This is a genomic window from Campylobacter iguaniorum (genome assembly GCF_000736415.1).
GTDB classification, from domain to species: domain Bacteria; phylum Campylobacterota; class Campylobacteria; order Campylobacterales; family Campylobacteraceae; genus Campylobacter; species Campylobacter iguaniorum.
The window spans coordinates 1,383,214-1,396,582 of record NZ_CP009043.1; the positions used below are offsets into that span (position 1 = coordinate 1,383,214).

At 37.2% G+C, this 13,369-nt stretch carries 12 protein-coding genes; all 12 read right to left on the reverse strand.

Annotation, left to right across the window (positions count from 1 at the left end; all coding sequences use genetic code 11):
• Entirely contained in the window at positions 1-2,274 is a 2,274-nt protein-coding gene (locus CIG1485E_RS06970; protein WP_038454918.1) for an STT3 domain-containing protein, read from the reverse strand.
• Positions 2,258-3,379 carry an N-acetylgalactosamine-N,N'-diacetylbacillosaminyl-diphospho-undecaprenol 4-alpha-N-acetylgalactosaminyltransferase gene (gene pglJ, locus CIG1485E_RS06975; RefSeq protein ID WP_038454920.1) on the reverse strand — a complete coding sequence of 374 codons (1,122 nt, stop codon included), beginning with the start codon at positions 3,377-3,379 and terminating at the stop codon, positions 2,258-2,260. The genes CIG1485E_RS06970 and pglJ overlap by 17 nt, the downstream gene beginning before the upstream one ends.
• A gap of 13 nt (positions 3,380-3,392) precedes the next feature.
• Positions 3,393-4,433: a glycosyltransferase gene (locus CIG1485E_RS06980; RefSeq protein WP_038454921.1), complete on the reverse strand. Its 1,041-nt coding sequence runs from the start codon at positions 4,431-4,433 to the stop codon at positions 3,393-3,395.
• Positions 4,430-5,476: a glycosyltransferase gene (locus tag CIG1485E_RS06985; RefSeq protein ID WP_038454923.1), complete on the reverse strand. Its 1,047-nt coding sequence runs from the start codon at positions 5,474-5,476 to the stop codon at positions 4,430-4,432. The genes CIG1485E_RS06980 and CIG1485E_RS06985 overlap by 4 nt, the downstream gene beginning before the upstream one ends.
• Positions 5,473-7,002 (reverse strand): MATE family efflux transporter, encoded by a 1,530-nt coding sequence (locus CIG1485E_RS06990; protein WP_038454925.1) that lies wholly within the window; start codon positions 7,000-7,002, stop codon positions 5,473-5,475. The genes CIG1485E_RS06985 and CIG1485E_RS06990 overlap by 4 nt, the downstream gene beginning before the upstream one ends.
• A 15-nt stretch (positions 7,003-7,017) precedes the next feature.
• Positions 7,018-8,010: a UDP-glucose 4-epimerase GalE gene (galE, locus tag CIG1485E_RS06995; protein WP_038454927.1), complete on the reverse strand. Its 993-nt coding sequence runs from the start codon at positions 8,008-8,010 to the stop codon at positions 7,018-7,020.
• Positions 8,011-8,061: 51 nt separating this feature from the next.
• A complete protein-coding gene (locus tag CIG1485E_RS07000; RefSeq protein WP_235183845.1) occupies positions 8,062-9,276 on the reverse strand; it encodes an MFS transporter in 1,215 nt (404 codons plus the stop codon).
• A 35-nt stretch (positions 9,277-9,311) separates the two neighbouring features.
• Positions 9,312-9,842, reverse strand: coding sequence for a hypothetical protein (locus CIG1485E_RS07005; protein ID WP_038454929.1), 531 nt, complete (start codon positions 9,840-9,842; stop codon positions 9,312-9,314).
• A 161-nt stretch (positions 9,843-10,003) separates the two neighbouring features.
• Entirely contained in the window at positions 10,004-10,246 is a 243-nt protein-coding gene (locus CIG1485E_RS07010; protein WP_038454931.1) for a hypothetical protein, read from the reverse strand.
• 9 nt (positions 10,247-10,255) lie between these two features.
• Entirely contained in the window at positions 10,256-11,077 is an 822-nt protein-coding gene (locus tag CIG1485E_RS07015; protein WP_038454933.1) for a DNA ligase, read from the reverse strand.
• A 2-nt stretch (positions 11,078-11,079) separates the two neighbouring features.
• Entirely contained in the window at positions 11,080-12,138 is a 1,059-nt protein-coding gene (locus tag CIG1485E_RS07020) for an NAD-dependent epimerase (RefSeq protein ID WP_038454935.1), read from the reverse strand.
• Positions 12,139-12,147: 9 nt separating this feature from the next.
• Positions 12,148-13,365 (reverse strand): nucleotide sugar dehydrogenase, encoded by a 1,218-nt coding sequence (locus CIG1485E_RS07025; RefSeq protein WP_081867150.1) that lies wholly within the window; start codon positions 13,363-13,365, stop codon positions 12,148-12,150.
• Positions 13,366-13,369: the final 4 nt, after the last annotated feature.

Genomic DNA, 13,369 nt, shown 5'->3' on the forward strand with positions numbered 1-13,369 from the left:
TTAGCCTTTTAACTTATAAACTTTTGCACTTGGGTCTAAAATAACTGGCTCAAACAACTCTTTATCATAGTTTTCAAGTACAAAAAGCTGGATATAAGCTGAGTTAAACGCCTCTTTATCCATTACCAAAAATCTACCATAATCAGTCATATAAACGACGTAAAATCTACCATTTTCATCGATATTATGAACCTGCTTTTGTAGTTTCATATCCTTATCATACATGGTTTGCACGTAAGTATTTACCCTAAAAGTTTTCCCTGAAAACGAGACAGTCGTAACATCGTTTGCTATGGTTAGTCCCTCGCTCAAGACTATTCCATTTGAACCTTGCATAAATGAAGTCGAAACTATAAAAAACGGATCTGCATACTCCTTGCCACTAAGCAAATCAAGCCTTGAAAACTTCGCAACAACTGGAAAAATCCCCATCATACGATCAGGAAGATAATAATAAACATCTCTAGTTTTTGGAGTTGTAATATTTAGATCACCTAAATTTAACAAAAAGTCATTTATGTTTGTAGCGTTATAATCTTTTAGCATCTCTTTTAAATTTGAGTTAAATTTATCAGTGTAGCTTTTTTCAGTGTATTCTACTTCCAAACGCCCCATTTTGGCTGATTTGACTTGATTGTTTGCAAGAGCGAAACTTACAGCGAAGTTATCCTTGCCAAGGTGTTTGCCTCCGTCAATGAGAGTTTTGGTATCGCTATAATATCTTATAGCATATCCATAATCCCACCACGCAAGTGTGTAGTCTTCTGGCTGAGCGATCTTTTTTAGTCTATCCAAAACTGAAACTTCGCTATTCATAAAAACGCTCAAAGGCTTATACTCGTAAACATGCACAAACGACGGACACAAGGCAAACAAGCTTAATGGAAAAAGCAACATCGCAGAGATATCTTTTCTAAATTTAAGGTAAAATAAAAAATACGCTATAACAAATATAGGCAAAATCAGCTTAAATTCATCTATCATAACACCATTGCCAAGCTGTACCAAACCTAATATAACAATAGGCAAAAATGTGAATATAGATATAAGATAAAGTGCGATTTTTCTTTGTTTTTTGTCTATTTTGATTAAATTCACAAGGCTAATTAAAGCATATCCAAAGCCAAGAGCCATCATCGGAACCGCATATATAGTAAATCTAAGCCCACCTTTTAAAGCCAAAAATCCAAGCCCTATCATAGGAAGCGCGACTAAAAATATGCGGTTTTTGAGGCATAACAAAGTATAGCCGATGACTGAGATCAAAAATACAATTTCATGTCCACTAATCCTTTTGGCAAATAGTCCAAAATCCACAATGCCTGATTCCATGATTGTTTGATTGACGTTAAAAAACTTAAACACAACCCCATCGCTATCACTCACTGAGCGAAATACATAAAATTTGAGCTGGAACCAAATCGGATTTAACCCACCAAAAAATACAAAAATAGAGCCGACTAAAATAGCTAAAATTATCATAGTTTTTAAATTTATAAACCTTGAGCCAAATTTAATAAACAAAAACAAAGCTACAATAAGCAAAGCCCTTACGAAATACTCAACTCCAGTAATGGCTAAAATCATAAATAAAATTGCTTGATAATTTAAGATATTTTTTCTATCAAAAATCAAAGTATAAAGCAAGAAAAAGCCTGTAATTGCAGCGTTTAAAGAGAAGCTTGATGGATACCACCAGCTAGAAATCAACATAGAAAACGCAATAATCAAAAACGATCTCAAATCCCTTTTTACGCTCAGTCTAACTAGTCCCCAAAATGTAAAAATCGGCAATGAAATGATAAGCATATCAGTATCATAATATCCTGCCATAGTGCGGTTATAGTAGCTGTTTGCGATACTTGCGACAAGCGCTGCGATAAATCCTGCAGACGTTAAAGAGACCTCTTTTGCCATTAAAATAATAGGAATCACCACAAGTCCAGCCAAAAACACGCTTAGATATACCATCACAGTTTCTAGGCTAAATGGGCTAAATTTGACCACCAAATAGCTAAGAGTAGAAAGTGGAGTGCCATAGTAGCTCAGATCATTTGGCTGGTGAAATCCAGCTATCATATCCCTTGCGCCCTCAGCGTAAGCGTAGCCGTCATTTGTGCTTATCATAAGCTGATTATTCCAAAAAAACTCAGCATAATCACTCGCCCAGTAAATCCACTCAAACCTACAAATCACGCTAAAAGCGTAAGCTAGAATGATGAGAAGCAAGGTTTGTGATCTAAAAATCATCAAAAAGTTAGCTAAGTTTTTCATAAATTTCCTCTAAATCTTTTATAAGTTCTTTACAAATTTGATTTTTATCAAAAAAAGAGGCTCTTATGATAGCGTTTTTTTCATAAATTTTCACCCATTCTGGCTCGTCAATGGCTTTTTGCATAGCGTTTATCGTGGAGCTTTCATCATCTACGCCGACCAAGACGCCCCACTGACTATCTCCAAGAAGCTCTCTAGCTCCACTTTTGTGATCGCTTGATATGACAAACCTACCGCAAGCAAGCGCTTCAATAAGTGCATTTGAAAAGCCCTCAAACAAGCTTACAAAGACAAAAGCATAGCATTTACTCATATATTTATAAGGATTATTTTCAAAGCCAAGAAGCTTAACACGCTCACTTAAGCTTAGCTCATTTATAAGGTTTTGCAAATAATCTCTCAAAAGCCCATCGCCGATGATGAGAAGGTCTTTATCGCAGTTTTTAAGCTTAGCGTAAGAGCGTATCAAAAGCTCATGATTTTTGCCACTATCAAGCCTACCAACGCTCAAGAAAAACGGCTTTTCATAGCTTATAGGCTCGCTTGCTTTAGCTCTGACAAGGTCTAAATCCAAAGCGTTATAAAGCACACGCATTTTGACTGGATCGATTCCAAAATTATCTTTGAGATCATTTAGATTTCCAAGACTGTTTGGGTAGATAAAATCAGCCTTTGGATAGAGCCATTTAAGCAAAAATTTGCTGATTTTTGATTTAAAATTTGGCTCTTTGTATAGCACGCTTGGGGTCGAGCATTCATTCATGATTAGTGGCTTTTTATCACCAAAAATCCTGGCTAACCCAGCCACATAACAAGGGCGATTCATCCAGACAAAGTGCATATCAATGCCTAAGCTTTTGCAAAGTTTTTTGTATTTTAAGCCCAAAAATGGAAGCTTTAAAAGCTTGATAAATCCATTTTCAAATGGCGCTGATTTTTCGATATAATGGACTTTTACATTACTTGGAAGCTCATAAAAGATAGTGTCATTCATAAGCACCAAATGAACCTCATAAAACTTCACAAGCTCACCAAGCAGATTTGCCACGACCCGCTCAGCCCCACCAGCACCCATAGAATATATAAATACACTTAATTTTTTCATAAAAAATTCCTAATCATTTTTCACACTCTTTTATAAATTTATACCATTTTTGTATTATATTTTTTATATCAAATTCATCTCGCTTTAAATTTGCATTTTTAGTCAAATTTTCTCTTAAATTTTCATCTTTTAGGACTTTTTCTAGCTCACAAGCAAAACTTTTCGGGCTAAAATCACTACTTATAAGCCCATCAAAGCCGTTTTTTATAAGCTCATTTGCACCATTTGTCGGCGTCGCCACCCGCAAAACGTCATAAAAAATAGCTTCGACAAGCACATTCCCAAAGCCCTCGCTTTTTGAGCTAAGAGCAAGGATTTTAGCCTTTTCATAAAGCACGCTTACATCATTTACGTGACCCAAAAACTTCACTTCAAGCTCCAAATTTATCGCCATTTGTTTAAGCTCATTTTCCAAGCTTCCACTTCCAGCTATCCACACTTCCCAGCCTTTAAGCAAACCTCTATCAACCAAACTCAAAGCTTGCAAATATATATCATATCCCTTGACATTTTCAAGCCTACCGACGCTCAAAATCACATTTTGCTTTGGCAAATTTAAGCTTCCTGATTTAAAAACTGGATTATACATCAAGGCTTTGTTTTTGACAAATTTATAATACTCAAAATCCACCGCACTAAGTACGCTAAGCCCGTCCGCAAATTTGTAGCTAAAATCCCGTATAAATCGCCAAAATTTAGACTTCAAAAGGTCATGACTGACGTGCTCTGTGACTATCAAATTTACCTTCATAAACGCAGTTGAGATGATTAAATTTATATTTGTTTGATCCATAAACGAGATGATGACGTCTGGTTTTTGACTTTTTATATACTTTCTTATTTTGATAAATTTACTAAATTTAGTCCAAATACCACTTTTTTCATATATATTTAAATGCGTCTTTTTGCAATCAAATTTATATAGCCCCAAATCCTCTTCAAAATAGACTATTTCGCAGCTTTCCCCACACTTTATAAACTCATTGCAAAGTGCTTCTAAAACACGCTCGCTGCCACCATTTCTAATGGCTGAAATAAAAAACATTATCTTCATTTTTTGGCTTTTTGTATGAAATCTACCCACTGATTTTGGATAGTTTTTATGTCAAATTCGCTTTGTCTAACTCTAGCATTTTGAGTCAAATTTGCGTCTAAATTTAGTGCTTCTTTAAGCTTTTTTGCAAAACTTTCAGGCTCAAAATCACTACTTATAAGTCCATCAAAACCGTCTTTTATCAGCTCTTTTGCGCCGCTCGTTGGCGTCGCCACCCGCAAAACATCGTAAAAAATCGCCTCTATAAAGGCATTTCCAAGCCCTTCAAATCTCGAGCTAAGAGCTAGGATTTTGGCTTTTTTATAAAACTCATCGATATTTTGCACCATACCGCAAAACTCAATATCAAGGTTTATGTTTTGAGCTGTTTTTTGCAGATTTACTCTCTCATCGCCATCGCCTAAAATAGCGATTTTCCAGCCTTTTAGCTCGTTTTGGAGCAGTTTTAAACTAGACAAGAATATATCGCAACCCTTTGGCTCAATCAGTCTTCCAACAAAAATTATAAGATTTTCTTTAGGCTGGCTTAAATTTGACGGGACGAAATTCATCGGATTGTATATTATTTTAGTATTTTTGACAAATTTATAATACTCCAAATCCTCTTTTGTCAGCACGCTAAGACCTGTAGCAAGTGGATAAAATATGCGTTTTAAAATACGCCATTTTAGGCTCAAAAACTTACAATAACTATGCTCAGAGATAAAAATAGGCGTTTTAAGCCAGGTACTTGCGGCAAGAACAAGTAGATTTGTGCTATCCATGAAGCTTATTACAGCGTCAAATTTGCCACCATTTATCACATTTCGCAGTGCTAAAATTTTACTAAAACGCTTTTTGAGATTGCCGATCAATCCAAAATCACTAACCCCATACTCTAAACTCATCAGCTTTACATTTTGGTTTATTTCATAAAACGGCTTAGCATCATCAAATCTCAGTAGACTGATCTCATGAGCGTTTGAGAGGGCATTTGCTAACACACTAGCCACTCTCTCAGCGCCACCAGCCCTAAGAGTCGAAATCACAAATAAAATCCTCATCTAACCTCGCTTTTTGGTCTAATTATACCCAAAATTTTGCCTTTTAACATGACTCTTTGGCTCCTCGAAAACACTAAAAACAAGCTTAAAAAATATCCAACAGCTAAAAATATTAAACTATAAAGCCCAAATCCCCACCAATTGCTGATTTGAATAAAAGTTTTTAGCCAAAACATCAAGCCTAAAATCGCCCCAAAAATCGCAACATTTCTCACAAAAATAGGATAAAAAATCCCTAATCTTTGCTCTAAATTTAACCCAGCATTCATCACGTCAAAGCAAATAATACGCAAAGCATAGGCAATGCTTGCAATAATAGCGATACTAAATAGCCCACCACCATGAAATTTCAGCCAGTAAATTTGAGCCAAAACCACACCCACAGACATTATCATATTTGCCACGGCTGGGCGTTTAAGCTTGTTTGTAACTGTGTTTAGGCTAAGAAGCGGCTGCATAGAAGCTATCAAAATCACAGGAGCCAAAGCGACCATAGAAAGCTCATAAATGAAGCTGATTTGCTCACTTGATTTAAACGGCAGCCAAAGTGAGTAAAACTCCACGCCAAGGCTAGCAAAAATCGCAACTGGCGTAATAGATATAAAAGCCAAAGTCTTTAGAGCAAATTTCACCTCAGCGACCAAGGCGGAGATATTTTGCTTAGAATAAAGCTCGATGAATTTAGGCACAAAACTAGCCCCAACCGTGCCAATGAATGACTCAGCTATCATAATAGCAGCCTTTGAAACCGATAAAACGCCCATTGAAGCAGCACTTATAAAGATGTTTGCAAGAAGCAGATCAACGCCGTTTATGAGCGTGTGACTAAGCATATTGAAGCTATTCCAAGCTCCGGAGCTTACTAGCTTTTTTATCAAGCGTAGGCGAAAAAGTCTAGTCCTAAAAACAAGCCCAGTATTTAGCTTTTTGGTGATATAAATCGCACTGACAAACACAAAAACCGAAGCCGCCAAAGCACTAATAGCAGTATAAAATATCATCGGCTTAAAAACACTAAAAAGCACCACCAAAAGCCCTGCAAAAATCGCCGAAGAGATAGCGTTTCTTACTGAAATCATATAAAGCTTGTTTTTGACAAAGGCGCTCACGGTCAAAACAGCATTAAACAGCCCCAAACAAAAATTGATAAAATAAAATAGCATTGTTAGCTTGACATCGCCAACAAGGGCGTCTGAGACGTTTATAAACTCTTTTAAATTTAGCAAGAAAATAGCACTAAAGGCACAAATAATCAAACAAAATATAAAATTTACCAATAAAACCGATGAATAATATTTGCTAGCTTGAAGCAAGTTGCCCTTGTGATACTCGTAAGCCACGAAGCGACCAGCCACTGAGTTTATGATGATTGTTAGGATATATCCATAGCTCACAAGTGAGTTTGCAAGCCCCAAAAATCCATAAGCTTCATCGCCTAACACCTTTAAGATAAAAGGCGTTAGAAAGAAGTTTATAAGCATTTGGATAGTAAAAACTACGATGCTAGAGATGAGATTTAGAGCCATTTGTGTAAAGCTAAATTATTTTAGCTTTTTCTCCCACTCTAGCGCTGAGCTGATGATAAGCTCTAGGCTATCTTTTTTTGGTTTCCAGTTTGTTTTGGTTTTTAGCTTATCAGCATTTGAGATTAGCACAGCTGGATCGCCATCACGCCTACTAGCGTTTATGACTTTAAAATCCACGCCACTTACTTTTTTAGCAGTCTCAATGACTTCAAATACGCTAAATCCCCTACCATAGCCCACGTTAAATATATCGCTATCATTTGAGCTAAGATACTCAAGCACCGATAAATGCGCACTCGCAAGGTCTTCTATATGTATGTAGTCACGCACGCAGGTGCCGTCTTTGGTCGCATAGTCAGTCCCAAACACGCTCATAGACTCTCTTTTACCAGTTATTGTTTGTGTTGCGACTTTGATAAGATGGGTTGCGTTTGGATAGTTTTGACCGATTAGTCCATCGCTGCTAGCTCCTGCGACGTTGAAATATCTCAAAATCCCATATTTGAAATTTGGATTTGCCGCGGCGGCGTCTTTTAAAATCCATTCAGTCATAAGCTTGCTTTTGCCGTATGGATTTATAGGATTTTGAGGGCTTTGTTCGCTTACTACGCCACTTTCTGGCTCGCCGTAAGTCGCAGCTGTAGAGCTAAATATAAATTTACCCACGCCGTATTCTATCGCCAAATTTATCAGATTTGCAGCGTTTGCGGTGTTGTTTAGATAGTATTTGAGCGGTTTGACAGTGCTTTCAAACACTTCAATGAAAGCCGCAAAATGTATAATCGCATCAAATTTATGAGTTTTAAAAATCTCTCTTAGGCTAAAAGTATCGCTCAAATCACACTTTATAAACTCAAATTTACCCACGCTCTCAAGAGTTATTAAAGCCTCCTTGCTTCCACTGTAAAAATTATCAATCACAGTGACGCTATCATTCCCACGCTCAAGCAAAGCCTTTAGCACGTGTGAGCCGATATATCCAGCCCCGCCAGTTATCAAGATGTTCATTTTGTCCCTCTTATTTAGCATTAAATTTGGGCAATTATATCTTGTTTGGGCTTAAATATCACGTTTAAAAATAAAAATAGCAAGCAAAAATAAAATAATAAAGCCAAGCAATATTAAATTTAACACTATCCAGCCGCCATTTGCTAGGACAAATCCCACGCTTGAGCTTGCAAGCAAATTTGCCCCAAAAACGCTGATAGCATTTAGCCCTTGTAAGCGAAGTTTATGCTCTGAGTTTATAGCATTTAGCATAAATGTTCCACCATTAAAACTAAACGCCCAGCCTATACCAACAAGCACCAAACTCACCCAAAATCCCCAAAAACTAACACTAAAAATCGCTACAAAAACCGCAATCAAATAAAATAAAATCCCAAGCAAAATCAGTCTAAAAGGTGATAAACTCTTTAGAAAAAATGCCAGAAATAAGCTTGGTGCATACATCGCTATGAAGTGCCACACAAGCACACTTTTAGCTGCGTCGTAGCTAAATTTATATTGGCTCATCGCAAGCGGAGCAGCATTCATAATGAGCGTCATATAAGCAAACCCAAATGCACAAGCCATAGTTGCAAGGATGAAATTTGGCTCTTTTATACACGTCATCAAAGGAGCTTTTGGGAGCTGATTTGTGGGCTTTAGTGGAGTTAGGGCTAGGGGTAAAGTGATAATAAAATTAATCACGCAAAGTAAAAGTGCAAATAAAAATGAGCCAGCAAAAGGCGCTTCAAACATCATCGTGCCGATATTTGCCAAATTTGGGCCCAAAACCCCACCCATTATTCCGCCAGCCACGATGAGCGCTGTGGCTCTATTTTTGTCATTTTGAGTGGCTAAGCTTAAAGCTTCGCTGGCTAAAAATCTATAAAATTGATTAAGTGCGGTGAAAAATCCAAGCAAAAAAGTAGCAAAACAAAATAGATAAAATAGTCCATTTATCAGTGAAAATATAGCAAAAATAGCGCCCAAAGCACCAATCAAAGAAGCCCACAAAAAGACCTTTTTTCTACCAAATTTTTGCATTAAATTTGATGAAAATAAAACTGCGATAAAAGCCCCACAAAGTGTCGCAGAAATAGGAAACGTGGCAAAACTACTACTATAGCAATTAGGACAACTAGGAGTTTTAGAGTACAAAACGCCATCCAGCAGCCACTTGCCAGCTAGTCCACTACTAAAAGTCAGCAAAGAAACAACAGCTCCGCTAAAGCCTTGCCCTAGAAGCAGTAAAATTATATTTTTGTTTAGAAAGATAAATTTATGCAATTTTAAAATGTTTTACCTTAATTTTAATTATTCGTTTAAAAAGCAAACACTCCAAAAAATAAAAATATCACTACAAATATAGCAACAATGATGTTGTTTGCTATAAAATCAAATATCGCCCTAAAAGTAGCCTTGATGCAAGCGTGACTAAAAGCCCCTTTTAACTCCAATATCGTTTTTAAATCCTCTGCTTCAAACAATCTAATATAGTTTATTTTTTCTTTTTCCATAGCCATTTTATAAGAAAACTCATCAAATACACCAATTTCTTTGCTCAGTGAGTAGAGCATACCATAAATCCCGTCCATCAAAGCTGCGTAAGATGAATAGTCGCTACGTGCATTTTGCATTTTTAAATTTGCTAGCAAAAAGCGGTAATTATTTATCAAATCAATATTATTTAAACCAATTTGTTTTGAAATCAAAAACACTTTTAGCTCTTTCAAATCTTCATTGCCAGCAAGTCTGCCTTTGGCGTATTCATCGATATAATCAATATTTGATCTATCAAATTTATCCATCAAAGGCGACCCAAAAGCAAAAGCGCACAACAATGCTGTTATCACGCATATTTTCATTTACGATTTTTCTACTATTTTTTCAGATATATAGTACAAAACGCCAATATAACAAAAAATATAACAATGCCGACCATTATCCAATCACTTGAAGTAAAGCTCATATTAATCCTTTTAATTGATTTGCTTTTTGCAATATATAAACTATCCTACCAATCTTTTTTCTTGCTTTCTAGCTTTTCGTCCATGTATTCCCAGCCTTTTACGCACCACTCTAGCTCGAAACTACCTTTCGCATATCTATCTGTACATTCCCATTTGCCTTGACCCAACTGCCTAAAAATCGCGCCCTCATCGTAGTATTTACGCTCTTGCTTATTGCTTGCTTCATAGACTGGCCACGCGCTTAAAGAGATGGCAAAAAAACTGATTAAAAGTATAAATTTTCTCATTTTAAATCCTTATTTTGATAGTATTATATCACTTTTTACTCGCAAAAACACTGGAAATCTTGGTTTATTAAATTTAGTCAAATTTTGGTATTTATACGTGATGATTGAACCGATTTTTGGCGGGTTTGCCCTTTGAAAGTCACTAAATCCTGAGCCGATTTTGAAGCTAACGCCACTAAAAATATCCTTGCAGACTAATGAGCCTAAAACGCCAGCATATTTGCCATTTCCTTTACGCAGCTCCACGACTTCGCACTCGCTATCTTTAAACTTTTTGAGCTTTAATATTTTGGAGCTTCTACCGCCGATATAAGCAGCGTTTGGGTCGCGTACGACTATCCCCTCACCACCTATAGCAGTAACATCATCAAGAAAATCAAAAGCCATTTGATTTGAGCTGACTGGTTTTTGGTCTATTACATTAATAAATTTATTTGGATTTTTAGCCAAAAACTTACGCAAAATCTCAAGCCTAGCCTGCAGATTTCCACTAACTTGTGGTAGGTCAAATATCATAAACTTAATGCTTTGCCACTCATTGCTTGGATGGGCATCACTTACGATGCTTGTGATTTTTTCAAACTCTCCACGCTGGCTCCACAGCTCACCGTCGATCATAAACGGCGGGAAACTCTCTAGCCACCAAATAGGAGCATTTATGATTTTACCATTTTTGCTTTTTAGATTTTTGCCATCCCAGATAGCGCGCACGCCGTCAAATTTTTCGCTCATTACCCAGCCGCTTAGATTTTCATCTTTATACTCTTTTAGGAGCATAACCTCAGCGTGTAAAAAGCCAAAAAGTAAAGCAAAAACAGCTAAAAATCTCAAATTTAGCCCTTGATTTGGTAATAATCCAAATACCAATCGACAAATTTAGCCACGCCGTCATTTACGCTTGTGTTTGGTTTGTAGTCAAAATCCTTAACCAAATCACCCACATCGGCGTAAGTCGCTGGCACGTCGCCTGGCTGGATCGGCATGAGATTTTTGTTTATCTCTTTGCCAAGTCTTAGCTCAATAGCTTTGATATAATCAAGCAGTTCTACTGGGGAGTTGTTGCCTATATTATAGACTTTGTACGGAGCACTTGAAGTGGCTGGATCTGGGACTTTGGAGTTCCATTTTGGGTTTGGCCCTGCTGGATTATCAATGCATTTTATCACGCCTTTTACGATATCGCCCACGTATGTGAAATCTCTTAGCATTTTGCCGTAATTATACACATCTATGCTCTTATCATGCACGGCAGCATCAGTGAATAAAAACAGCGCCATATCAGGTCTGCCCCAAGGTCCATAAACGGTAAAAAATCTAAGTCCAGTAGTAGGCAGCCCAAAAAGATGGCTATAAGTGTGCGCCATTAGCTCGTTTGATTTTTTGGTCGCAGCATAAAGGCTGATTGGGTGATTTACGCTCTCATGAGTGGAAAACGGCATATTTTCATTCAGTCCATAAACTGAGCTTGAGCTTGCATAGACTAAATTTTGCACGGCATAGTGGCGGCAACACTCTAGGATATTGACAAAGCCAGTTATATTGCTATCTATATAAGCATGTGGATTGATGAGTGAGTAGCGAACCCCAGCTTGTGCAGCGAGATTTACTACAACGTCAAATTTAGCCGCTTCAAAGAGCTTTTTCATAGTATCAAAGTCTTCTAAGTTTGCCTTAAAAAAGCTTAAATTTGGATATTTTTCAGATTTTATAAGCTCATTTTCTTTGATATTTTGGCGTTTTATGCCAAGCTCATTAAGTCTTGCGTATTTTAAATTTACATCGTAATAGTCATTTACGCAGTCAAGCCCGACGACCTCATCGCCACGCCTAGCAAGCTCAAGGCTTAGATGAAATCCGATAAATCCAGCCATTCCTGTTACTAAAATTTTCATATTTTGCCTTTAAATTCGTTTGATTTTATAAACAAGAGAGTTTGAGAGATCAAAATCTCTAAATTTATCATGTGCCACAGCCAAAACCACAGAATCAAACTCGCTAAATTTAGGCTCATTTACAAGATTTATGCCATACTCTCTTATCACATCATCATTATCAGCCCACGGGTCGCACACGCTCACATCGCAGCCAAAATCCTTTAGCTCAGTGATAACATCTATTACGCGTGAGTTTCTGATGTCTGGGCAGTTTTCTTTGAATGTTATACCAAGCACCAAGACTTTTGCACCATTTACTTTTAAGCCATTTTTTATCATCAGTTTTACAGCCTGATCAGCATGATAAATGCCCATATTATCGTTTATTCTGCGACCTGCTAGTATCATTTCAGGATGATAGCCAAGCTCTTGAGCCTTGTGAGTTAGATAATACGGATCCACGCCGATACAATGCCCACCCACAAGACCTGGACGGAAGCCCAAAAAGTTCCATTTAGTACTTGCTGCGTCAAGCACTTCGTTTGCGTCGATATTCATCTTGTTAAATAGCATCAAAAGCTCATTTACAAAGGCGATATTTATGTCACGTTGAGTGTTTTCGATGACTTTGGCAGCTTCTGCTACTTTAATGCTACTTGCTTTATAAACTCCAGCTTTTATGATTTTAGAATACACAGCTTCCACAATTTCAAGGGCTTTAGGGCTACTTGCTGAGATGATTTTTTTGATTTTTGTGACGGTATGCTCTTTATCGCCTGGATTTATACGCTCTGGGCTATATCCACACTCAAAATCCACGCCAAATTTCAGCCCACTTGTCTCTAAAACAGGCACGCACTCATCTTCAGTCACGCCTGGATAAACAGTGCTTTCATAGACGACTATATCACCCTTTTTTAGCACTTTTGCGATGCTTGCACTAGCTTTATATAATGGAGTTAGGTCTGGGCGTTTGTTTTTGTCAATCGGAGTTGGCACTGTAACTACGTAAAAATTGCACTCTTTTAAATCATCTAAATTTGAGCTAAATTTCATGCCATTTTTGATAACTTTTGCCATTTGCTCGCTGCTTAGCTCAAGCGTCCTATCAATGCCGTTTTTTAGCTCATCAATGCGTCTAGCGAACAAGTCAAATCCGACCACGCTAAACTCATCACTAAAAGCAGCCGCCAAAGGCATACCAACATATCCAAGCCCGATAATACCGATTTTTATATCTTTCATTTTT